22 protein-coding genes and 1 pseudogene are annotated in these 22122 nt (G+C 64.6%); 9 read left to right on the top strand and 14 right to left on the bottom strand.

What is annotated here, in order from left to right:
- Both SALMUC_RS30355 and SALMUC_RS31510 read left to right on the top strand, forming a co-directional pair.
- Positions 1–308 (top strand): annotated as a pseudogene (locus tag SALMUC_RS30355) (RNA-guided endonuclease IscB); the annotation flags it as partial.
- Entirely contained in the window at positions 217–501 is a 285-nt protein-coding gene (locus SALMUC_RS31510) for a dCTP deaminase/dUTPase family protein (protein WP_156883429.1), read from the top strand. The pseudogene SALMUC_RS30355 and the gene SALMUC_RS31510, both read left to right, overlap by 92 nt.
- Here the strand turns inward: SALMUC_RS31510 and SALMUC_RS07785 are convergent.
- The 5 genes from SALMUC_RS07785 to SALMUC_RS07765 all read right to left on the bottom strand — a co-directional run bounded on the left by SALMUC_RS07785 (position 491) and on the right by SALMUC_RS07765 (position 6434).
- Positions 491–1219 carry a sigma-70 family RNA polymerase sigma factor gene (locus tag SALMUC_RS07785; RefSeq protein ID WP_020038309.1) on the bottom strand — a complete coding sequence of 243 codons (729 nt, stop codon included), beginning with the start codon at positions 1217–1219 and terminating at the stop codon, positions 491–493. The two genes, SALMUC_RS31510 and SALMUC_RS07785, sit on opposite strands and share 11 nt — an antisense overlap.
- A gap of 199 nt (positions 1220–1418) precedes the next feature.
- On the bottom strand, positions 1419–3596 hold the full coding sequence (locus SALMUC_RS07780) for a penicillin-binding protein 1A (protein ID WP_020038308.1): 2178 nt from the start codon (positions 3594–3596) through the stop codon (positions 1419–1421).
- 77 nt (positions 3597–3673) lie between these two features.
- Complete coding sequence (locus SALMUC_RS07775; protein ID WP_020038307.1) at positions 3674–4810, bottom strand: DNA mismatch repair MutL family protein; 1137 nt, start codon at positions 4808–4810, stop codon at positions 3674–3676.
- Positions 4811–4880: 70 nt separating this feature from the next.
- A complete protein-coding gene (locus tag SALMUC_RS07770) occupies positions 4881–5747 on the bottom strand; it encodes a pyridoxamine 5'-phosphate oxidase family protein (protein WP_021120036.1) in 867 nt (288 codons plus the stop codon).
- Between the two features lie 45 nt (positions 5748–5792).
- On the bottom strand, positions 5793–6434 hold the full coding sequence (locus SALMUC_RS07765; protein ID WP_020038305.1) for a glutathione S-transferase: 642 nt from the start codon (positions 6432–6434) through the stop codon (positions 5793–5795).
- A 119-nt stretch (positions 6435–6553) separates the two neighbouring features.
- Between SALMUC_RS07765 and SALMUC_RS07760 the strand changes: the two genes are divergently transcribed.
- Entirely contained in the window at positions 6554–7450 is an 897-nt protein-coding gene (locus tag SALMUC_RS07760; RefSeq protein WP_020038304.1) for a LysR family transcriptional regulator, read from the top strand.
- A gap of 32 nt (positions 7451–7482) precedes the next feature.
- Here the strand turns inward: SALMUC_RS07760 and SALMUC_RS07755 are convergent, their stop codons facing one another.
- A complete protein-coding gene (locus tag SALMUC_RS07755) occupies positions 7483–8223 on the bottom strand; it encodes an SDR family oxidoreductase (protein WP_020038303.1) in 741 nt (246 codons plus the stop codon).
- Positions 8224–8318: 95 nt separating this feature from the next.
- Between SALMUC_RS07755 and SALMUC_RS07750 the strand changes: the two genes are divergently transcribed.
- Positions 8319–9227 carry an AraC family transcriptional regulator gene (locus SALMUC_RS07750; protein WP_037371332.1) on the top strand — a complete coding sequence of 303 codons (909 nt, stop codon included), beginning with the start codon at positions 8319–8321 and terminating at the stop codon, positions 9225–9227.
- Here SALMUC_RS07750 and SALMUC_RS07745 read toward each other — a convergent pair.
- Positions 9199–9777, bottom strand: a complete 579-nt coding sequence (locus SALMUC_RS07745) for a TetR/AcrR family transcriptional regulator (protein WP_020038301.1) — start codon at positions 9775–9777, stop codon at positions 9199–9201. The genes SALMUC_RS07750 and SALMUC_RS07745 overlap by 29 nt on opposite strands.
- Before the next feature lie 123 nt (positions 9778–9900).
- Here SALMUC_RS07745 and SALMUC_RS07740 point away from each other — a divergent pair, with 123 nt between their 5' ends.
- From SALMUC_RS07740 to SALMUC_RS07730, 3 genes are all read left to right on the top strand, one after another.
- Complete coding sequence (locus SALMUC_RS07740) at positions 9901–10905, top strand: NADP-dependent oxidoreductase (RefSeq protein WP_020038300.1); 1005 nt, start codon at positions 9901–9903, stop codon at positions 10903–10905.
- Positions 10906–11044: 139 nt separating this feature from the next.
- Positions 11045–12076, top strand: coding sequence for an alpha/beta fold hydrolase (locus tag SALMUC_RS07735; RefSeq protein ID WP_020038299.1), 1032 nt, complete (start codon positions 11045–11047; stop codon positions 12074–12076).
- An 89-nt stretch (positions 12077–12165) separates the two neighbouring features.
- On the top strand, positions 12166–13173 hold the full coding sequence (locus SALMUC_RS07730) for an SDR family oxidoreductase (protein WP_020038298.1): 1008 nt from the start codon (positions 12166–12168) through the stop codon (positions 13171–13173).
- 157 nt (positions 13174–13330) lie between these two features.
- Here SALMUC_RS07730 and SALMUC_RS07725 read toward each other — a convergent pair whose 3' ends face one another.
- Complete coding sequence (locus SALMUC_RS07725; protein WP_021120035.1) at positions 13331–13966, bottom strand: TetR-like C-terminal domain-containing protein; 636 nt, start codon at positions 13964–13966, stop codon at positions 13331–13333.
- Positions 13967–14022: 56 nt separating this feature from the next.
- Here SALMUC_RS07725 and SALMUC_RS07720 point away from each other — a divergent pair, with 56 nt between their 5' ends.
- Together SALMUC_RS07720 and SALMUC_RS07715 are read left to right on the top strand one after the other, a co-directional pair.
- A complete protein-coding gene (locus SALMUC_RS07720; protein WP_020038296.1) occupies positions 14023–14469 on the top strand; it encodes a nuclear transport factor 2 family protein in 447 nt (148 codons plus the stop codon).
- The gene (locus SALMUC_RS07715; protein WP_021120034.1) at positions 14462–15295 is read left to right on the top strand and encodes an NAD(P)H-binding protein; all 834 of its coding nucleotides are present in this window, start codon (positions 14462–14464) and stop codon (positions 15293–15295) included. The genes SALMUC_RS07720 and SALMUC_RS07715 overlap by 8 nt, the downstream gene beginning before the upstream one ends.
- A 415-nt stretch (positions 15296–15710) precedes the next feature.
- On the opposite strand, the gene SALMUC_RS07710 is transcribed toward SALMUC_RS07715, so the two are convergent.
- The 6 genes from SALMUC_RS07710 to SALMUC_RS07685 are packed head-to-tail and all read right to left on the bottom strand — an operon-like array spanning position 15711 to position 22055.
- Positions 15711–16748, bottom strand: a complete 1038-nt coding sequence (locus SALMUC_RS07710; protein ID WP_020038294.1) for a saccharopine dehydrogenase NADP-binding domain-containing protein — start codon at positions 16746–16748, stop codon at positions 15711–15713.
- Positions 16745–17338 carry an ATP-binding cassette domain-containing protein gene (locus SALMUC_RS07705; RefSeq protein WP_020038293.1) on the bottom strand — a complete coding sequence of 198 codons (594 nt, stop codon included), beginning with the start codon at positions 17336–17338 and terminating at the stop codon, positions 16745–16747. Before SALMUC_RS07705 ends, SALMUC_RS07710 begins: the two co-directional genes overlap by 4 nt.
- Positions 17335–18081, bottom strand: a complete 747-nt coding sequence (locus tag SALMUC_RS07700; protein ID WP_020038292.1) for an ABC transporter permease — start codon at positions 18079–18081, stop codon at positions 17335–17337. Before SALMUC_RS07700 ends, SALMUC_RS07705 begins: the two co-directional genes overlap by 4 nt.
- Positions 18078–18989, bottom strand: coding sequence for a substrate-binding domain-containing protein (locus SALMUC_RS07695; RefSeq protein ID WP_020038291.1), 912 nt, complete (start codon positions 18987–18989; stop codon positions 18078–18080). The genes SALMUC_RS07700 and SALMUC_RS07695 overlap by 4 nt, the downstream gene beginning before the upstream one ends.
- Before the next feature lie 4 nt (positions 18990–18993).
- Positions 18994–19989 (bottom strand): class I SAM-dependent methyltransferase, encoded by a 996-nt coding sequence (locus tag SALMUC_RS07690; protein WP_020038290.1) that lies wholly within the window; start codon positions 19987–19989, stop codon positions 18994–18996.
- A 2-nt stretch (positions 19990–19991) separates the two neighbouring features.
- A complete protein-coding gene (locus tag SALMUC_RS07685) occupies positions 19992–22055 on the bottom strand; it encodes a TonB-dependent receptor (protein ID WP_021120032.1) in 2064 nt (687 codons plus the stop codon).
- Positions 22056–22122 lie beyond the last annotated feature (67 nt).

The following is a 22122-nucleotide window of genomic DNA, read 5'->3' as shown; positions in this document are numbered from 1 at the left end:
CCCTGACCCTTCGCACCGACAAGCCGTTGGTTATCTATGCCAAGGGTCAGGGTGGTCGACAGAAGGGCGTGTTTGACAAACACGGCCAGCCCCGCCGCAACAAGGTGGGCGCCGCTCAGATCCGCCCGCTCAAGCCCATCCACGGCTGGCGCTCCGGCGACATCGCCAAGGCGCGCGGGCTAGAGGGTCGCATCTCTCCGCGCACCAGGGGCAGTTTTGAACTCCGCGCCGCGGGACAGAAACCCCGCTCGTTCCCACCTCGCGACTTCGTGGCGATCCATCGCAACGACGGATACGCGTATCAATGATGTTGCGTTCGTTGCGGAAAACTGGAACCGCACGCCCCAGGGCACGGAACCGCACGAGATCAGGCCCGGAGACCGGATCGGCCAGATGGTCTTCATGCCCGTCGGCTTGCCGGTCTTCAACGAGGTCGACGAGTTCGATTCCGAAACCGCTCGAGGAGAAGGCGGCTTCGGATCGACGGGTCTCACTGCCTGAGCATCGAGACGCTGAAGTTCTTTCCCTGGAGAAGTCGCTTCAGGCGAGACATTCCCCGGCTTTCGATCTGGCGCACCCGCTCACGGGTCACGCCGAGGCTCTGGCTGATTTCCTCCAGTGTCTCCGGCTTCTGTGCCAGTTTGCGGCGGATGATGATGTCGCGCTCACGCTCGGTCAGCTCGCCCATGCATTCCTTCAGAAGATCCTCCCGGTACTTGTTTTCCGACGTCTTCACCGCCGACTCCTCGGGGTTCATGCGGGGACATTCCAGCATGTCCATCGCGGTCATGCCCTCGTCATCGTTGATCGGCGCATCGAGATTGATCGCCCCGAAGACGGCCATGTGCGCCAGGTGCTTGTCCGGTCCGCTGACCCGATCCATCTTCGTGTCGATGAAAGTCCGCGAGGAAATATCGATGACCGCCTCGACCTTCGGAAGCGCGCTCGTAATAAAGGTCAGAACCCACCAGTTCGCATAGGTCGCGAACCGGTTGCCCTTCTCGAGGTCGAACTTGTCCGCAGCCTTCATCAGGCCCATCATGCCTTCTGTGGCCAGGTCCCGCTGGTGTTCCGGGTTGTTCGAGTAACGGTTCGCCGTCGAATGCGCGATCCGCGCATGGGAACGCAACAGGATCACCAGTGCATCCTCGTCCCTGGATTCCTGCCAACGGCGGATGGCGTCCTTTTCCTGCTCGACCGTGATGAGCGGCTCGTTCATTGCCGCCCTGTAAGAGAGATCTATCATATGAGCTTACCTCGAAATTCTGTTGCCGCCGGGATGGTCAGCGATGGACCATTAGACCCCACCAAGGGAAAAAATGAATTAAATCAACTGGATGAATATGTTGACGGAAAGCCAAGGGCGACGCAGGCAGCGCCGCCCGTAAACATTCTTCGCTCCAAAATTTTTCCCTGGATCACGTGAAATGTGACTGCTGTCGCAAGATTTCAGGGAAATCGCCCGCGCCGGGAACGCCGCTGTCCCGGTCGATCTTCCGGAGTTCGGCCCCGGCGGGGAAAGGATAGTCGTTCCCGCGGTAGGGTTCCGCCACGTTATCGAAAACGCCGCGAACAATAGGCGCCGCGGTCCGTCCGCCCGCCTCGTACCGGCCAAGCGGGCTGGGATCGTCGAATCCCACGTAAGCGCCGACCAGCAGATTTCGGGTAAATCCGATGAACCAGGTGTCCTTCGATCCGTTCGACGTGCCCGTCTTCCCCTGAAGCTCGTAGTCCGCGGTCTCGAACGCCCGCCATGCCGTGCCCCGCTCGACCACACCGCGAAGCATCGAGCGTACCTGCGTCAACGTAATCGGATCGAAGACGGGCACGTCGAACGGATCGCTATCCATGTTCGATGCGCTGGGCACGCCAGTGTCCGCCTCCGGTGCCTCGATCCCGCGCACCTCGTTCAGGAATGTCGGCGTCACCGGTCGTCCATCGGATGCGAGGGCCGCATAACCCGACACCACGTCCAGAAGCGCCGCCTCCTCGGCTCCGAGAGCCAACGATCCGTGCGCCGGGGGTGCATCGTACACGCCAAGGGTCTCGAGCGTTTCCGCCACCGTCTCCGCGCCCAGCGCATCGAACAGGCGAAGGGTCACCGTGTTGCGCGATTTTACGAGACCCGTTCGAAGCGTCACGTATCCACTGTCCGAGTACCCGTGATCCCGCGGCCGCCAGACCGCCTGGCCCGCGCCCGGATCCAGCGCCAGACCGCCGTCCAGAATGGGAGAATTCGGGGCCCATCCACTTTGCAGGGCCTTCGCGTAGATGAAGGGTTTCAATGCGGACCCGGGCTGCCGGCGCGCCATCGTTGCCCGGTTGAAGAAGGCATCTCCCTCCCGGAAGGCCCCGCTCAACCCCAGCACGCGTCCCGTCCTGGGATCCATTGCGACAACAGCCCCCTGGACATCCGGTTCCTGGCGCAGCTCGGCGACGCCGTCTTCAATCTCCACGACAACCGCGGACCCAGGCGAGAGCGAGGAGTCCGACCTGTCCGCCCAGTCCACCGATGCTTTCGAAAGCGGCGCGGACTCCAGACCGAACGACACACTGTACTCACCGTCTTTCCGGATCAGCAAACCGACGCGCCAGTGATCCAGGGCAGGCTCGTGATCCAGGGTCACGTGACCCCTCCACTCACCCTGCCGGCGGTCGTAGGCCATCAGGCCATCCTGCAACGCACGCTCCGCGATCTCCTGAATTTCAGGATCCTGCGCCAGGTGAATCTCGAGACCTCCCTCCGTCAGGGACATGTCGCTTCCCATCAGGGACTTGATTTCAGGAAGCGCCGCCTGGAGATAGTGCGATTGCTTGAGGAAGGTCTCCCGCTCCCCGTCCAGGACCAAAGGCGCCTCGAGCGCAGCCGCGTAGTCGTCTTCGGTCAGGTATCCTTCCGACTTCATGCGTCCGAGGACGTAGGCTTGCCGTTCCTTCGCCGCCGAAGAAGACCTGCCGAAACGACTCGGCGCCTTCGGAAGCCCCGCCAGAAAAGCAGCCTCTCCAGCCGAAAGATCCTCGAGCGCCTTGTCGAAATACGTTTCGGCCGCAACGGCGACCCCGTAGGCACCGCGCCCCAGGTAGATCTCGTTGAGATACCGCTCGAGCAGGGCCTCCTTCGGCAACAGATTTTCCAGCTCGGCCGCGGCCAGGGCCTCCACTGCCTTGCGCTCGATACTCTGCTCGTTCGTCAGCACCACGTTCTTCACCAGCTGCTGGGTGATCGTCGATGCGCCCGACTGCACTTCACCGCTGACCGCATTGCCCAGTGCGGCGCGCATGATCGCCCGGACATCGAAACCGGGATGCTCCCAGAAATTCTGGTCTTCCGCCGCGATGAAGGCATCGATCACGACCTTCGGAATATCATCGATCCCGGTGGGCTCACGCCGCTCGGTCCCGAACGCGAAGACCTCCTGCCCGGAGGCATCGTAGACCGAGGAGTGAACAGCCGGGCGGTAATCGAGAAGGGGCTCCAGGTCAGGCACCTTCTCGGCCTGCTCGCGAATGTATGCGAGCCCCGTCGCCGCAGCCAGGAAAGCCGCGACGAGAGCAGTGACAAGAACGGATGACAGGATATAGACAGCGTAGCGCATGAAAAAGCCTCGAGGTTTCCCCTCGGGGCTATCACCGTCCACTTAATCCCGCGTAAGCGCGGCGGGACACCGAACTGTCAGGCAGCGCGGTCGAAGAGCCCGATCAGCTGATTGTGCCCGATCCTGTGAATCGTCGGCCGGCCATGATTGCAGGTTGCCGAGCTGGGCATGGCTTCCATTTGCCGAAGGAACGATGACATCTGCGCCAGGGTGAGCTCGGTTCCGTTCTTAATCGCGCGCTTGCATGCCTTGTTCGCGAGATCGAAGGCCAGGCGACGGACCACGTCCCGGCTCGGAACCTCCTCACTGAGCGCCTGCACGAGCGATGCGGGATCCAGCGAGGCTCCCTGGAGAACCGGCGCCGCAACCAGGTACGTTTCGGTGCCATCATGGCGCAGCTCGATGCCGATATCACCAAGCTCGGCCTCGATCTCCTCGAGCCGCATCTGGGCTCCGATGTCATCCGCCACCAGAACAGAATTATCCAGCCGCGCCGAGGAAAAATCAGGATCCCTGTTTTCTTCCAGCATGCGCTCCATGAGCATCTTTTCGTGCGCCGCATGCTGATCCACGACAATGAGACCGCCGGCCGCTTCGGAAAGGATGAACCCTTGCTTGTACTGGCCAATCGGCCGACCGAGGGGGCCGTCGACATCCTCGAGGTCGACCGCATCGCCCGGGATGCTTCCCGTTCCGGCGACCACGTTATGCTGGAAAGCCCCCGGCGCATCCTCGCGTAGCGCGTCGTGCAGTGCGGTTTCCAACGCCGCCATGATGCCGGCGCCCTCCCGGAAGATCACGGATTTCTTCTGCGGGTGCGCGTTGTAGTTCACGTTCCGTGTTCCGTTCACGGGACACAACGAAAGAACATAGGAGAAATTCCGATTTCCGACAGAGAAAACGGTCTTCCAGACGTGCTTCACGGCGGTCTCGATTTCCGGGACATCCAAGAGAAACTGGCCGACGGAACAGACACGCGAGCGTTCCGTTGCACGGCCACCGGGCGCCAGCGGCAAAATCCAGCCGGACAGGGCCCAGTCCTCTCCATCGGCCGTGAACTGCACATCCACCGGTGTCGCGTTGTTCCGGAAATCGGATCCCAGAACGTCCCCGCAGCGACGCTGCGGATCATCCGTTGCCTGCAGCGCCTTGACCTGAGACGGATACTTCAGGGAGAACGAAATTTCAGGATGCTGCAGGGCCACGCGCTGCACGAAGGTCTTCAGGCGCGCGACATCTCCTCGCGGAGATGTCGAACGTCCCGCATCGGTGCCTCACCAAAGGCTATTTTCGGAATCCAGCTGACGAGCCTCGCCGCGCATTGCTAACCGAGCCGTCAACCATTCGTGGTCCGAACTGGAACTTCGAAGCAGCATTCACGAGCGACGCAGCGCGGACCGTCATGACGTTCGGTGCCCGATGTTCGATATTTCCACGACTGGGAATGCGTCGGTTTGGGCGGATCGTGTTGAAGAAGTTGTTTCCCGGGTAGTCCGGAAACAACAGCGCGCCGCCGTCCTCGACACGCACGAAGCCCGGCGGGCCACCCCGGTGCGAGGCGTCAAAGCCATTCGCGGCGCCATGCCGTTCCGTCCTATGGCCGGAGCCGATGAAGAAGGTATCTACCGCGGCAATCCGCTCCGCTTGAGCGTCGTCGAGCCGGCCGGAGGTCCGGGAGCGCACGGCAGCGGTCTCCGCACGGTGCCATTCCCGCTCATGGATGTACTGCGGGCAGTTGCCGAAACTCTGGCTGACGGCGACGGTGTATCCGCCGGTGGTCGCGGTCAGCCGCCCATTCAGCCGATTGCGGCGCCTTGTGGCAAGCTCGATCCCGAGCAGCCCGACGGGGCGGTCCGGGACAAGGCTGTCCGCCAAGGGGTCGTCCGCGGCCAGCGACGCGTCCAGCTTCAGTATCCCCGGACCGGGCGAGGAGGCAAACCCCTCCGGACCTTCGAGGATCGAGACCCAGGGCCGGCCCTCGGTGTCGCCGGCGGTAATCACGAGGAACGGCAGCGCGGCGAAAAACGCCCGGTGCTGGTCGGGCATGTGTCCGCGGATGAACCCGCGGCTTGACGCAGCGATGTCTTCGACGCCCGCGCGACGCTGGGCCTCGAGTTCACCGGCATGGAACGGATTGGTTTGGTTGGACATGGTCCTGTTCTCCATCGGGTCTGGATGTGTCGCGGTACGGTCCAGTCAGGCCAGCTCGGGCGAACGCGCCATCGCGACGAAGTGCGGTAGCGCCTCTATGCGTCCGAGCCATGCACGGATCGCCGGATAGGGGGACAGGCTGACCCCACCTTCCGGAGCGTGCGCGATGTAGCTGTAGCCCGCGATATCGGCGAGCGTGAGCCGATCCGCGGCGAGCCAGTCGCGGCCATCCAGATGCTGCTCCATCATCCGGAAAAGAGCGTGCGCGCCGGTCTTGGCCGCGTCGTGGTCGAGCGTGGCGCCGAACACGGTGACGAGCCGCGCCGCGCAGGGGCCCGCGGCGATTTCGCCCGCCGCGATGGACAGCCAGCGCTGGATCTCCGCCGCCTCTACGGGCGTGCGGCCTCGCCAAGTGTCGGCCTCGCCGTAGCGCAGGACGAGATAGGTCACAATGGCGTTGGAATCCGCCATGGTGACGCCGTTGTCGTCGATCGCGGGGACCTGCCCCAGGGGGCTGATCTGTAGGTAATCCGGGGCCTTGTGCGCCCCGTTCGCCATATCGAGGTCAACCGTTTCATAGGGGACGCCGAGAAGGGACATCATCAGTTCGACCCGATGGCAGTGACCGGATTTCGGGTTACGAAAAAGGCGCACGGGGGCGGCGGTCTGGACAGTCTCTGCGCACATGGACTTTCTCCTTTTCGATCCTGGCTTGTGTCTGCCAGGAGAGATGGAGATGATCGATATCCGAAGGAATGGCCGCAGTGCGAAGCTGACAATTTCACAAACTGAAGGAATAAAGCTCCGTGGATCGACTGCAATCGCTCCGAGTCTTCGTGGCCGTCGCCGAGGCCGAGAGCTTTGCCGGCGGCGCCCGCGCGGTCGGCCTGAGCGCTCCGTCTGCCACGCGTGGCGTCGGGGATCTGGAAACGGCGCTGGGCGCGCGGCTCTTCTCACGCACCACGCGCAGCGTACGGCTGACCGAGGTCGGTCGGGCCTACCTTGAAGAGGTGCGCGACATCCTCGAACGCCTTCAGGTGGCAGACGACGCGGCCTCCGGGGCGGCGGAACGGCCGGTCGGCAAGTTGCGCATCACCTGTCCGCAGGAGTTCGGGCGGCTGCATGTGGCACCGCTGGTCGCCGACTACCTTGATGCACACGAAGGGGTCAGCGCTGAAGTTCTCATGGTCGATCGCGTGGTGAACCTTATCGAGGAAGGCATTGACGTTGCGGTCCGGATCGGTCCGCTCCCGTCCTCGGACCTCACCGCACTGAAGGTCGGAACGGTGCGGCGGGTCGTATGCGGCGCGCCCGGCTATCTCGACGCGCAGGGTACGCCAGAGGTGCCACGCGATCTGGCACGGCACAAGCTGATCGCGACGCCGACCGACACCGCGTCAGGGATCTGGCGTTTCGGACCGGACGAGGCGCAGGCGGTGAAGGTCGCGCCGCGCCTTGCGATGACCAGCGTGGCGGCCGCGATCCACGTCGCAAGACAGGGCTGGGGACTGACCCGCGCCCTGTCCTACCAGGTTGCGGAGGACATCGAAGCCGGGAACCTGCGCACCGTGCTGGATGCGTACGAGCCCGCCGCTCTGCCGGTGCATCTGGTCCATGTCGAAGGTCGGCGTGCGGCGGCGAAGGTCCGCAGCTTCCTCGACTTCGCCGCCGCGCGCCTGAGGCAGGTCGGACAGCTCGGGTAGTCCAGGCTTCCAGGCACGCCTTGGCTCGTTTGTCAGCCCTGAGCGGATGGTCGGATGGTGATGTCGCCGATCTCTACCGAGTCCGGCTGCGAGACCGCGAACAGGATCGCGTTGGCAACGGCTTCGGGCGAGAGACCGATCTCCTCCATGCGTGCCTCGATTGCCGCCCGTACCTCCGGGTCCGACATGGACCCAGCGAAGTTGGTTTTGACGAACCCGGGCGAGACATTGGTGACACGAAGATTCGGCCCAGCCTCGGCCCGAAGTCCCTCGCCAACTGTCCTTACGGCGTTCTTGGTTGCGGCGTAGACCGCCATACGGGGCGAGACGCCCTGCAGTCCCGCCACGGACACCACGTTGACGAGATGTCCACCGTCCTGGCGCCTGAGCACAGGAAGGACGGCGGCCAGAACGTTGAGCGCGCCCATGAGATTTATGTCGACCATCAGATCCCAATCCTCCACCTGCAGAGCGTCGAGCGGAGAGATCGGGCCGATCCCGGCATTGTTGATAAGCGCGTCGATCCGGCCGAAGGCCGCGCAGGCGCTGTCCACGAACGCCTGAACGGAGGCACGGTCGCTGACGTCCGTCGGCAGGGTGACGACGCGGCCGCCCGCTGCCTTAATTTCCTCGGCCACGGACCGGAGGTTTTCGGCCCCACGCGCGGCCAAGGCCAGACTTGCGCCATGCCCCGCCAGCGTCATGGCCGTGGCGCGGCCGATGCCGCTGCTTGCGCCGGTGATGGCGACGACCCGGTCTGTCATGCAGTTCATCTTGCATCTCCTCATGTTGCGAAGATGCAGATATTGCGCCCTCCTTGGAGGATCGATATTCAATATACCATATTCCTGTCGAGATCGTCCAGAACATGCGTGACACCCTGACGTCGGTCTTCCAGCTTCTCGACCTGCATTCCGCGCGCTCCACGCGGCTCGAGGCGGGCGGCGCATGGTCGCTCAGGTTTCCGGACCGGCACGTGCTGAAGTTCGCGGCGGTGACACGGGGCGGCTGCTGGATGCTCCACCCCGAGCACCCCGAGGTCGAGCTTCGGGCGGGCGATGCCTTCCTGCTTTGCCATACGCCAAGCTACGTGCTGGCGAGCGACCGGTCACTGCCGCCCGAGAACGGAGCTGAGGTTATCGACTGGTCCGCATCGGATACCGGGCGTTACGGCGGTGATGAGGTCGCGCTGCTGGCCGGTGCCTTCGCTGTCAGCGCCCTGCATGAACGGGTGATCCACGACGCGCTGCCCCGCCTGATGCTGCTACGGCGCGAGACGGCCGCGGCCGCGGCGATCATGCGGACGCTCGAACTCATGGAAGTCGAGTTCCAGGCGGCGCGCATGGGTGCGTCGCTGATGCGGCACCACCTCGCCGAGATGCTGCTCGTCCAGATGCTGAGGGCCCACGCATCGGCAGAAACGGTCCGGGGCGGATGGATCAGCACCCTGACCGACCCAAAGCTCGGGGCCGCGCTTGGCGCCATTCACGGCGCCCCGGAGCGCCACTGGACGCTGCGCGAGCTTGCGGGCATCGCCGGAATGTCGCGCAGTGCCTTCGCGCAGGCCTTTCAGCGCGCGCTCGGCCGCACACCCATAGACTACGCCGCGCATTGGCGAATGCAGGTGGCCGAAGACCTGCTGGCCCGAGGCCTGAGCGTGACCGAAGTTTCCGACCGCATGGGGTACTCAACGCAGAGCGCTTTCGGGGCGGCCTACAAGCGGATACGCGGGCAATCCCCGGGAGCTGTCACCCGGAGGGCCGAAGCCAGGCCGTGATCAGCGAGGCAAGATCCGACACTGCATCCGCCTTGGAAATCCGCTCCCGGATCATCGCGTCCGAGAGCGCATCCGCCGCGCCGATGATGGCGATGCAGCGGCGCCCGATCTCTGCTTCGGACAACCCAGCCAGCGGCCCGAGCGCATCCGCATAAAGGGCGACATGCCCGTCCACCATCTCGCGTTGATAGGCCTCCATCTGGGCATCCCCTTTCAGGGCGCCGCCGATGGCATGGAATTCCGGCCCGACGGCTTCGTGACAATCCATGTAGGCCTGAGCCAGAAGATGCGCGATCCCGCCAAGCTCCGGCGGCGCTTCTGCCAGCGCGGCCTCGGTGGCGCGGACCTGCCTTTCGTTGATCTGCCGGTACAGCTCGATCATCAGGCCTGAGCGGGTCTCGAAGTGATTGTAGGTGATCGGCTTGCTGACCCCGGCGCGGTCGGCAAGCGCGCCAAGCGACAACGCATCGGTCCCGTTCTCGCGAACCATGATCCGCGCCGTCTCGAGCAGTTGGGCGCGCCGTTCGGCCTTGGGCATCTTCTTCGACAAGTTTTCCTCCCGCGGTTGACAGGGCAGTTCCGGCTCACATATTACTAATAGTAACTTACTATTCGTACGTTACCAAGTGTAATACATGAACCCACGGGGAGCCACCCCTGAAAGGAGCAACCCATGAGTGCCACGTCGCGCCAGTATCACCTCGTCAGCCGTCCGGACGGCATGCCCGAAGCGGGCAATTTCAGCCTTGAGTTCGTCCCGCTTGGCTCAATGGAAGCGGGGCAGATCGCGGTTCGCAACACATGGCTGTCAGTCGATCCCTACATGCGCGGCCGGATGAACGACCGGCCGTCCTACATTCCGCCGTTCGAGCTGAATCGGCCCATGGACGGCGCCGCCATCGGCGTGGTCGAGGAAAGCGCGGACGACCGCTTCAAGCCAGGCGACACGGTGAGCCATTTCGCCGGCTGGCGAGACCGTGCCGTCATCGACGCCGACAGCGCCAGCCCGGTCGAGCCCTCGGTCCCGCCGCAGGCTTACCTCGGTCCGCTCGGCGTGCCCGGTCTTGCCGCCTATGCCGGCCTTCTGCGGATCGGAAAGCCCAAGGAAGGCGAGACCGTCTTCGTCTCGGCCGCCGCCGGAACGGTCGGATCGCTCGTCGCGCAGATCGCAAAGCTGAAGGGATGCCGCGTGATCGGATCGGCCGGATCGGAGGACAAGATCCGCTGGCTGCGCGAGGTCACCGGTGTCGACGCCGTGATCAACTACAGGACCGCGCCCGACATGACGGCGGCGCTGGCCGAGGCCGCACCGGAGGGGATCGACATCTACTTCGACAATGTCGGCGGCGACCACCTGGAGGCGGCCATCGCCAACGCGAAGGATTTCGCGCGCTTCCCCATCTGCGGGATGATCTCGCAGTACAACAAGGCGCCCGAGGGGCCGAGCAATATCTTCGGTCTCGTGGAAAAGCGGATCCTCATGCAGGGCCTGATCGTCATGGACGAATTCGGCATGATGCCGGACCTGAAGCGCGACATGACCGACTGGATCGCCGACGGCAGGATCACTTGGCAGGAGACGGTCCGCGAGGGGCTCGAGAGCGCCCCGGGTGCCTTCCTGGACCTCTTCTCGGGCGGCAATTCCGGCAAGATGCTCGTGCGGCTGCCGGACGCCTGACCAGACGCGCGGGCCGCACAGGCGCCGCCCGCGCCAACCTCCACACTTTCGACAGGAGACTGCCATGTCATCCGATACGCTTCGCGGCGATGCCGCATCCGCGCCCTGCTGCGCCGGCCGTCATTGGTCAAGACGTCGCATGCTCCAAACCTCCGGCATGATCGGGTTCGGGCTCGGTCTTTCCCCGACCTTCGGAGCCGCGTCGGACGGCGGAACCGATCTGCCGGTCCGCAGCCGTATGGTCGACGCCATCGATGGCCGCTTCCACGTGATCGAGCAGGGTGAAGGCCCGGCCGTGCTGTTTTGCCACGGCTTCCCGGACACCGCCGAAATTTGGCGCAGCCAGATGCGGGCCGTGGCCGAGGCGGGCTACCGGGCCGTCGCGTTCGACATGCGGGGGTATGGCCGAAGCCACGCGCCGTCCGACCCGGACCTCTACACCTCGCTCCATATCGTTGGCGACCTTGTCGGCGTGTTGGACGCTCTGTCGATCGACACTGCGGTGATCGTCGGACACGATTGGGGGGCCGACCACGCACAGCGCGCAGCCCTGATGCGACCCGACCGGTTCCGGGCGATCGCCAGTCTCAGCATTCCCTTCGCCCCGCGCGGGGAGATCGACCAGTGGCAGGCTTTGCGCGATCAGGGCCTGGGCGACACCTACTACGCCTTCAACCTGATGAAGTCGGACGCAGAGGCCCGCTTCGCCAAGGCGGCGCAGTCGATCCCGAGCATTCTCTACTGGCTTTCGGCCAGCCCGGAGCCTGCGCAGCGCTGGGATCCGGCCGATCCAGAGCTCCACATGCTGCGGCCTGCACCGACAGCCGTGCCGGACTGGGCCGAACCCACCTACGTGCACCACACCATCGAAACCTTTCGGCGCACTGGCTTCCGCGGCGGGCTCAACTATTACCGCGCCTTGCCCCGGACCTTCGATCTGATGCCGGCCTACAAGGACGCCGTCATCCGCCAGCCGGCCCTCTACATCTGGGGCGCGGCCGACGGGCTGTGCCGGCTGTTTCATCCGGAAACGCCGAGCCTTGCGGAGTTGCGCGAAGCGCAGCCCAACCTCGTGCGCCAGGTGCGGCTCGAGCACGTCGGCCACTGGGTGCAGCACGAGGCCGCCGAGCGGGTGAACGCGGCCCTCACGGACTTCCTCTCGGACCTCTGAGCTTTCCACCTCGCGGGGCCACGGCCGTCCCGTCTCAGGCAGCGCCGCGGCTTCAACGATTCGACGCGCCATCATCGAAAGGACGTGCAATGACACATGACCCCATTCTCTTCGTCGGCGGCTCCGGCATCGTCGGCCGCCAGGCCGCGCGATACCTGCGTGACGCGCACCCCGAGGTGCCGCTTCTGATCGGCGGTCGCGACCTCGGGCGTGCCGAGGCTGTCGCCGCGGAAATCGGCAACGCGGAGGGCGTCGCCGTCGACCTCTCGGCACCGGATCTCGGCCTGGGCAATCGGCCGGTCGCGGCCCTCGCCCTCTTCTTCAAGGACGACGCCATCGCGTGTCTGCGGTTCGCACAGTCGCGTGGCATTCCGTATCTGAGCATATCTTCCGGCGTCCACGAAATCGGCCCCGAGGTCGCGGCCTACATGCATGCGCCAACGGCCTCTGCGGTCGTTCTCGGCGCCGAATGGCTTGTCGGAGCGACGACCGTGCCGGCAATGCTGGCCGCGCGGGAGTTTTCGACCATCGATAGCGTGCTGATCAGCGCGGTCATCGACGAGCAGGACGTGGGCGGAGCCGCCACCGACGCGGACATGGAGCGCCTGACAAAGACCATGCCCGCGGCGCTTAAGGTAAAAAACGGCGACTATCTCTGGCGGACGAGCGACGATGCGCAGACCGGCGTCGTCGCGCTCGACGGCACGCGGATGCCGGCCGAGGTTTTCTCCCCCTATGACGTGCTGGTCCTTGCGAACGAGACCCGAGCGCGCGATGTAGAATTCCGCCTCGCCGTCGGCGAAAGCTCCTCCCGCCGGCGGGGAGACCCACTTTCCACCGAAATCATCGTGGAGATATCCGGGACCGACCACGCAGGCCAGGCGCTTGAGGTGCGCCAGGCGGTCGTACATCCGGGGGGCCAGATGCCGCTGACCGGCCTCGGGGTTGCCATTGTCATGGACAGGCTGGCGGGTCTGCAAGACGAAGCGATCGGCGCCGGCCTCTACTTTCCGTTTCAGCTCATCGCCCCGGAAACCTACCAGAGCAGGCTGAAGTCGATCGGAGGATCGATACTTCCTTTGCAGACAAAAAAGTAGGGGGGTGCGTTCCCGGGCGGTCGGACCACCGAGTGATTTGTTTGCAGGCGCTTGCGGCAACCCTGTTGTCGCGGCGCCGCTGCGGTCGACTTCGCCCCCACTTTCAAGCGGTCCGCAGGAGCCATGCATAGGGCCTTCAAAAGCCGAAGGCGAGCAGTCACGTCCGGCCGACGTCTCCGATCGAGGCCTTCAGGCCGGCCGTGATGGCCTTGCTCTGAACCATCAACTCGGCCCGGGTCGGGGTTTGCCCCCGGACAACCATCCTCCAATAGAGCGGAGCAACGAGTAGATCGAGCGCGAGATCCCGGTCGATCATCTCGGGCAGGTCACCCCGGCGCACGGCACGGTCCAACAGGTTTTGCGCCTGCTCGCGTCTCGCCTCGGCCAAGCGGTCGTTGATCGCACGCATCTCCGGCGACCGGGCAGCTTCGGCGTGGAGGTCCGGCAGGATTCTGCGGGCAAGCGGATGACGCAGCACCGCACGTATCCGCAGCAAGAGATCGAACACGTCCTCCTCAAGCGTCGCACGCTCCGGCTTCGGCAAGGCAATCCCCAACCCGAGAGCGGAGAGCGCAGCGTCCGCGAATGCCAGACGTGAGGAAAAACGGCGATAGATCGCCGCCTTGCCGGCGCCGGCGCGGGCCGCGACCCGTTCGAGACTGAGCGCGGAAAAGCCGCGCTCGGCCCATTCCTCGAAAAAGGCGCGATAGAGCGCTGCCGTCAATTCCGCGCGTGGGACCGCTGCGCCGGAAGGCTTGCGCCGTGATTTTTCGTCGGAACGCTTGCGTTCCATTCAAGAATCTCCTAGTTGGTTGATACGCTACCGTTCCATCCATAGGAGCCTTTCTCATGGACGACAAGTTCGACAGTTTCTCGGGTCTCTTGCGCGGCGCCCTCGGCTCCCGCTTGGAAACGGGACCGGAAATGGTGGACATCTTCGCCGAAGACGTGGTCTTCGAGTTTCCCTATGCCCCCGATGGCCTCCCCAAGCGCCTCGAGGGTCTCCCGGCCCTCGCCGATCACCTGGCACGGCTCGGCCCGATGCTGGAGCTGGCGGAGTTCATGCTCCACGAGGTTCACCCCTCCGGCGAGACCGTGGTCTTCGAGTTTTCCTGTCGGGGCCGGGGCGTTGCCAAGGGCCTGCCCTACGATCAGGACTACATTTCCGTCGTGACTCTCCGCGAGGGGCGCATCGCCCGCTACCGCGACTATTGGAACCCGCTCGTCGCGCTCTCCGCGCTTGGCGGGGCGAACGCGGCTGCAAAAGCCTATGAAGGGGAAACGGCCGATGAATGATCGCATTTTGGTCATTGGCGGCAAGGGAACGACCGGCCGTCGGGTGGTGAAGCGTCTCGACGCCACTGGTGCCGAGGTCACCATCGGCACCCGCAGGCCCATCAACCCCCAGGACCGTTTCTTCGACTGGGCAGACCCGGCCTCCCTCGCGGCCTTCGACGGCTGCTCGGCGGTCTATGTGGTCGCGCCCACGGACCGCACCGATCACCTCGATGTCATGCGTCCTCTTCTGGAAGGTGCCATGGAGCGTCAAGTGCGCCGCTTCGTCCTGCTCAGCTCTTCCCTGCTCGAGCGCGATGGGCCGATGATGGGCGAGGTTCATGCCTGGCTGGCCGGCAACGCACCCGAATGGGCAGTTCTGCGCCCCTCGTGGTTCATGCAGAATTTCTCGGATGGCCCCCACGCCCGCACCATCCGTGACGAAGATGCGATCTACAGCGCAACAGGCAGCGCCCGCGTTGGCTTCATCGATGCCGACGACATCGCAGCGTCAGCGGTCGCCTGCCTGACGTCCCGCGAGCCCCTGAACGACGACATGATCCTGACCGGCCCCGAGGCGCTCAGCTACGAGGACACCACCGGCATTCTCTCCGAGGTGACCGGCCAGACGATCCGCCATGTTGCTCTCTCCGGCAGTGAGTTGGCCGAACGCTTCGAGGCGCAGGGCCTGCCACCCGAATACGCCCGCATTCTCGCTGGCCTGGACGAAGCGATCCGCACCGGAGTCGAGGATCGCAGCACCGATTGCGTCGCGCGACTGACGGGGAAAACGCCGGAGTCGTTTAGGGAGTTTGCCGAACGGCCCTCAGACCGCTGGCGATCTTGACCTCTACGGACCTGAGACGTTCCACGGATCGGGTCGGTATCGCCTCGCTTCGGGAGAGGGCCGTCTGGCAACCCAAGGCTGGCCTCATCCTGCGACCCGCCGATCCGGCCATGAGGAACGCTGAGCGATGGGTGAACGACCGCAATTGGGAGTTCACAGCGTTGTATTGGTTCGACAGTTGAACGGCGGCAAAGGGCCGCTCACGACATGACGTTCATTGCTGCGTCTGCGAGGTAGCCACCTCCCGCGACAGTAAATTTGGGCTCGCTCCGGTCATCCGCTGCGCCTCGCCTGATTGGCCGGAGCGCGGACCAAGCCGACCTTCGAGGAACGGCGGCTTTCGGTGTGGGACCCAAACGGTAGATTTTGCCCTTCGACAAATAGCTTTCGTGTCCTTCTCCGGAGCTGCGGTGGGTCAACCGGCCTGTTGGATTAGAATCTCCTGAACACTTGGCATGTCTGTCAACCGGAGTAGACCGGGGATGCGATCCTCGGTCGCTTCGATCAGTCCCAACGCGGCAGTGGCAAGAACCTCGGCGGTCAGGTCCGCTTGCGGACCGCCTGTCAGAGATTTTCTGCCTAACAAGTTGCCTTGCACGTCATATGCTTCAACGACCAGGTGCGTACCGGTTCCGCCCATCGTAGGCATTCTTAGGATCGACCGTGCGAGGGTCGCGGCGTGGTGCTGGATGATACTCGCGAGTGCAGGACGGCTCAGCCAGCCCAGAACGCGCGTCATCCAGCCTGGATCGACCGCGAGATATGTGCGCGCGCTGTCCAGGGCGTTATCGCGCGCGATGCCTTGCTGGTCGCAGAAGGCGAACCCGATGGCCGAGACGGTACCCGTATCGGTCTCGAAGGTCCGGCGCAGCGCGCCCGTGCGGATGTGCTGCAATTTGGCATCCACCTTGACCGGATAGGTCCGCCCCAGCGATTGCAGGGTCCATTCGGTTGCGGCGAATCCGTGATGTACGCCCATGCCCATCTCGATCAGCACGTCGATGCGGGCCGTTTCAGGATGATCGCGGCACAGACCTGCGGCCATGACGTTGGTCAGGCCCGGCGCAAGACCGGCTTCGAGAATGGCGCTGGCCTGCGGGCTTGCCACGGCCTCGATCGCGCTGCGCAGCGCGGTCACGTAATCGGGCGACGCCGAACTGTCAATGAAACCCGTGCCTTCAGCAACCAGGGCCGCGGCGAGGCCGGGCGGCGTGGCCTCGGTCAGGCTGACGCAAAGTGTCATGCCCTTCAACCGTGTGGCCGCTTCCGTCGCCTTGACGTCGAGGGCCATGCCTTCGCAGCGCTCGCCTATGGTCCGCGCGACCCGTGCAGCCTTCGTGCCATCGCGCCCGGCAAGGAGGATACGGGCATCGCTGCGCGCATGCAGCAGACGCGCAACGCGCAGGCCGACATCGCCGTAACCGCCGAGGATACAGATTGTCTCTTCGTTCATCGCGTTTCCCTGGCTTTGTCGAGCGACAGGGATTGACCTTGGAACAGCCGCCGCGCCGGATCATGCGTGACCTCGATGATGGCCAGTCCGGTCCTTTTGCGCTCCCTGCAGATCATATCGCGGGCCGCTTCCCACCGGCCCGCATCGAGCCCGCCGAGGGCCTCGTCCAGCAGCAGGATATCGGGCTCAGTGCTCAGGGCGCGCAGGAGCGCAACGCGCTGTGCCTGTCCTTTCGACAGGGTCGCGGCCGGTCTGTCGGCCATATCCTGAAGTCCAAGTTGCGACAGGGCGGGCATCATGTCCCGACCGTCCGAACGGACAAGGGACAGGTTCTGCGCCACGGTCAGGTCTGGCAACAGCCGCGGCTCTGCAAAGGCGAAACCGGGCCGCTCGAAGCGGCGCACCAACCGCGTGGCATCCGGCGTCTCAAGGCCGGCGATCACGCGCAGAAGGCTTGTCTTGCCCGCGCCACTCGGGCCGGAGAGAAACCAGCAATCGCCCTTGCGGATGCTCAGCGACAGGTCCGAGAATGCGGGCGCGCCCGCTGCGTCATATCGCAACGTCATGTTTGCGCCTTCGAAGAGAGTCATGCGCGACCTCCCGTTCCCGGCAGGCGAGCCAATGCGGCGTCGAATGCCGCTACGAGGGCGAGGATAATCAGCACCAGCGCGAAAAGGCGATCTGTCTGCAGGTAGGTCTGCGCTGTCTGCACGGCATCGCCGAGCCCGTTCGCGCCGCTGAGCAGCTCGGTCAGCAATGTCACGCGCAGCCCGTTCGCCACGCCGATCCGCAGGGCGGGACCGAGGGCAGTCCAGAACGCGGGCCAGATAACGTGGCGTACCCGCTTGGACAGGGGCACCCGGAACAGGCGGGCCATTTCGTCGATCTGCGGATCGACGGCGCGCAAACCTTCGGCAACCGCGACCTGAAAGACGGGCATGAGCAAGGCCGCGACGCTCAGGATCACCGTCCACGTGCCGCCACGCGTCCAGAGTATGAAGAGAATGACCAGGATCGGCGCGGGTATCCCCATGAGCAGAAGCCGCAAAGGGGCCAGGAACGCAGCCACGCGGCATGAGCGGTGGCCGATGATCCCGAGCGGAATGCCGGCGGCGATTGCCAATGACAGACCGCCCGCCATGCGCAAAAGGCTCGGGGCAAGCGCACCGCTCCAGAACGCGGGATCGGCCAGCAATGCCACGGTCGCGGATGCGACCGTCATCGGCGCGGGCAGGAGCGCGGGCAGGGTTTGCCATGCGACGATCTGCCAGGCGCCCACGAGCAGACCGCAGCCCAGTGCAAACGCAAGCAAGTTCCGTTTCCAGGCCGTCATTCACTGGCCGGATCGAAGAATGCGGCATCGGGCAATTCGCCGCCCAGTGCCTCGGGCGCGATGCTGAAAATCTCGGCATAGAACGCTGCAAGGACCGTGCGATTTTCAGGCAGGCTCAGGGCTCGCGGTGCCATCTCCGCGTAACCTTCGCCCGTGTCCGGCAGATCGGGAAAGACGCTGGCCAACAGGGCCGCGGCCTGTTGCGGAGCTGCCGCGAGCCGTGCGAATGCCGCTTCATAGGCGGCTTGCAGATCGGGACGGTCCGCCGGGATGTTCGATACAACCGCGCCGCCGGGAGGACAGGCCTCCAGCGTGGTCTGCCCGCGCCACAGCTCGCAGACATCCGCAAGACGGGCCATATCCGGCGCCTGCGCGACGAGAACGCTCGCCAAGGGCTCGGGCAGCAGGGCAATTTCCGCGCGACCGGCCAGAACCAGCTGCATCGTTGCCATGTAATTGCCCGTATAGGTCGGCGTGAAGGCATCTGGGGCATCTGACGCAAGCCGCTGCATCAGCAAATCGGGCAGATTGCCCTTGAACGGCAAGGCAAGGCTGCGCCCGGCAAGATCGCTCGGGTTCTCCACAGCCGGGCCGCGTCCGACGATCCAGAGTGCCCCTTCCGCGCTGGTGGCGCTCCACACCCGCAAATCGATGCCGCGCGCCTCCCAGAGCGCCGCCGTCAGGCTGGGTGCCACGGCCACGAGCGATGCCTCATCCATCAGGCGCGTGCGCAAATCCTCCGGGCTGGTCCACGGGCGAAAGGTGAACGTGACCCCGCGATCCGCCAGAGGCTGATCCTCGGCCAGTGCGATCAGGGGCGCGGTTTCCCAGGTCGGAGGGCCGGACAGGACGATTTCCTCGGCACGGGCTGGCAGGCCGATGATGAGAAGGAGGGCAAAAAGGCGCATGACATCAATCCCTTTTCCGCGCGAGGTCGAGGCGGAACCGTCCGAAAGCCGTCGTCACGGTTTGCGTTTCAAGGTCTGCCAATCCGGCATCCGACATCGCATCGGCGATCTCGCCTTCTGCGAAGGACACATCCCCTTGCCGCAGCGAGGGCATCAGCCGCCCGATGACATGCTCGGGCGGTCCCGTCCGGGCATCGTGCAGCGCTTCGTGAAAGCTGACCAGGACGCCGTTTGGGGCAAGAAGGTCCGCTAGCCGTTCGATCAGCCGTTGCAGACCGTTGTCGCGAAAATAGAGCGACATGGAGCACCAGACGATATCGAATGGCCCCTCGGGCAATGTGTCGTTGTAGCTGCCTGCCACGACTTCGACGGGCAGGTCGGCAGTGTCCACGCGGATGCGGTCGGCAACCGGCGGAAGATCCAGCAACGTGATGTGCAGCTCGGGGCGCCGCGCCAGAAGGCGGCGGGCCAGCACGGCGCTGCCGGGGCCGACCTCCAGAAGCGATGCCGCCCGCGTCCATTCGGGCAAGCCCACCAGACAGGGCTCCATCGCGTCGGCGGCGACCGCCCGGTGAAACGCCTTCAGCGACCCATGCGCACGATCCCAATGGGTCGCATCGAAAAGCGGGCGCTCGGGTGCAGGGCGGTCGGGGCGCAGGAGGTCCGCGATGTCGTCCAGACCGGCATGACGCATTCCGGCCATCGCCCGCAGGTTTTCCCGCAGGTTGCGCGAACCGTCGGCTACGACGAAGGGCAGGATGTCGGGGGCGGTGTGAAACACGCCTGCCGACTGCTCCAGAAACCGGGCTGCGACCAGTGCCCGCAGGACGAGGGCGACCTGTCCTGCATCGAGGCCCCTCGCATCTGCGACGGCCTTTGCGGTTCGTCCTTCTGCGCAGAGGTCGAACAGACCGGTTTCAAGCGCCCAGTCGAGCAGGGCGAACCGGATTGGACCTTCAATTGTGGTATAGAGCCGTGCTGCCCCTTCGGATTGCGTCATGCCTACCACTCCATGCGATAGTTGACGCCGAACCGCCGGGCCGCCCCATCCTCGACCACCGTTCCGCGCACGGTATTTGCGGCGCTTGCGTAATACTCTTCATCGAAGAGGTTGGTTGCCCAAACCGTCAGTTTGCCCTTGTCGAACTGGCGGCTGACGCTGACATCCACGGCATGATAGCCGTCCTGCTCTATCGTGTTGCCGGGGTCGAAGTAATAGTTTCCCGAGCCGTTGAGGGCGATTTCACCGGACCAGCCATTCCGCCCGTCGTAGGAAAGCGCAAGCCCGTAGGTGGTCTCGGGGGCCAGCGGAAGGGCATTGCCCGAGTAATCCACCGGACGCAGCCCGCCCGTTCCCGGATCGAACACCGTCGTCTCGAAGGATGTCGCTCGGGCCTTCTGCCAACCGGCGGTCGCGCGAACGCTCCAGCCTTGTCCAAGAGGCGCGCTGGCTTCCGCCTCGATCCCGTAGGTTTCCGCCTCGGCCGCGTTCGAGATGCGCTGCGCGGCGCCCGGAATCGTCTCGGCGATCTGCTTGTCGTCGATCCGGGTATAGAACCCCGCCAGCCGCAACGCCGCGCCGCTTGCAAAATCCTTCTTCACGCCGGTCTCGAAGCTCCAGCTGTATTCCGGGTCATAGGTCAGGCTGCCCGCATCACTGGCGAAGGCGTAGTTGTAACCGCCGGGCAGATATCCGCGCGCAAGCGTTCCGTAGAGGGTGGTGTCGGGTGTCACGTCATAGGCGGCGGTCAGCTTTGGCAGCACTGTCAGGTCGCTTTGCGAGCCCTCATAGCGGCTGCTGCCTGCCATCGTGGTCAGTTGCTGGGTCGCATCGCTCTCGGTCCAGTCGAGGCGAACCCCCGCGCCCAGCCTCAGCCGGTCGTTCACCGCATACTCGCCGAACCCGTAGAGCCCGATCCCGCTTTGCGTGATCTCGGTCTGCCGGTCGGTGGAGAGTGCGCCGAGGTTGAACGCCACGTCGGTTTTCTGTCGGTAGACATGCACCCCTGCCGACCACTTGAGCGGACCGGCCCCCTCAGGAGAGGTCAGGCGGATTTCCTGCGACAACATCCGGTCTTCAAGATCGAGCGTGGTCACGCCCAGAGGCAGGCGCGAGCTGTCGAAATCGAGGGTGAAATCGCGGTTGAAAGTCGTGAATCCGGTGATCGCGGTCAGGTCGAACCCGTCAAAGCTTTGAGAATATTCCAGTGCGGTCACGCTCATGTCGCGGGTTTCCGACGAAGGATCGCTGTAGCTCGATTGAAAGCGCCCTGTCGCCTGCGGCCCGCTGACATAGCGGAACTGTTCCTTGTTCAGATCCTCATGTTCGGCAACGCTTGTCAGCCGCAGGCTGGCACCGTTCTCAAGCGCCCATTGCACGCCGAAAACAGCCGTGAGGCGCTCGCTCTTGCCGCCATCATCCACACCCGTCGCCGGGTCGGTGATCACACCCTGATCGCCTGCCATCTCGGCCCCAAAGGTGAGCGCAACATCGTCGTTCAGCCAGCCCGAGTAGAGCAGCGACCCATTCGCCCCCAGGGGCGACGCACCGGCATCCGACCCGTTCACGCCGATTTCCGCCTGCCAGCCGTCGAGGCTGCCCGGTGCAAGCGTGTCGTAGCTCAGCAATCCCGCCTCGCTGTTGCGCCCGATGGTTGTGCCCTGCGGACCTTTCAGCAGCGTCACCTGATCTGCGGCAAAGAAATGCGGCAATTGCAGGGTGCCCAGCGGCAGCGACACGCCGTTGACGCGATACCCCACAGGATCGGCCAGCGCATTGTCGAAGGCCGAGATGCCGCGCACCACCAGACGCTCGCCGGAATTGGCGCGCTGGAATACGACGTTTGCGCTGCGGTCGGTGATGGCTTGGAGATCGCGTTTGGGAGTGCCGTCCCTGTCTTGGGGCGTCAGGACCGTGGCACTGGTCGCGGCCTGGCTGGCCAGCTCGTCCCAGTGATGAACCGACACAAAGATGGGCGGCAGTTCATAGGGCGTTTCCTGTGCGAGGGCCGGAAAGGCGCAAAACGCGGGCAGGATTGCCATTAGCAAACAGGTGGAGCGGGGCATCGCAGAATCCTTTTTTCCGCGATGTGCCACGCCTGGTCGCGCAAAACTTATATCTTACTAAAAAACT

The sequence above is a fragment of the Salipiger mucosus DSM 16094 genome, assembly GCF_000442255.1.
Lineage (GTDB): Bacteria > Pseudomonadota > Alphaproteobacteria > Rhodobacterales > Rhodobacteraceae > Salipiger > Salipiger mucosus.
Note: the sequence above shows the minus strand (reverse complement) of the source record. Positions and strands in the feature narration are given on the sequence as shown.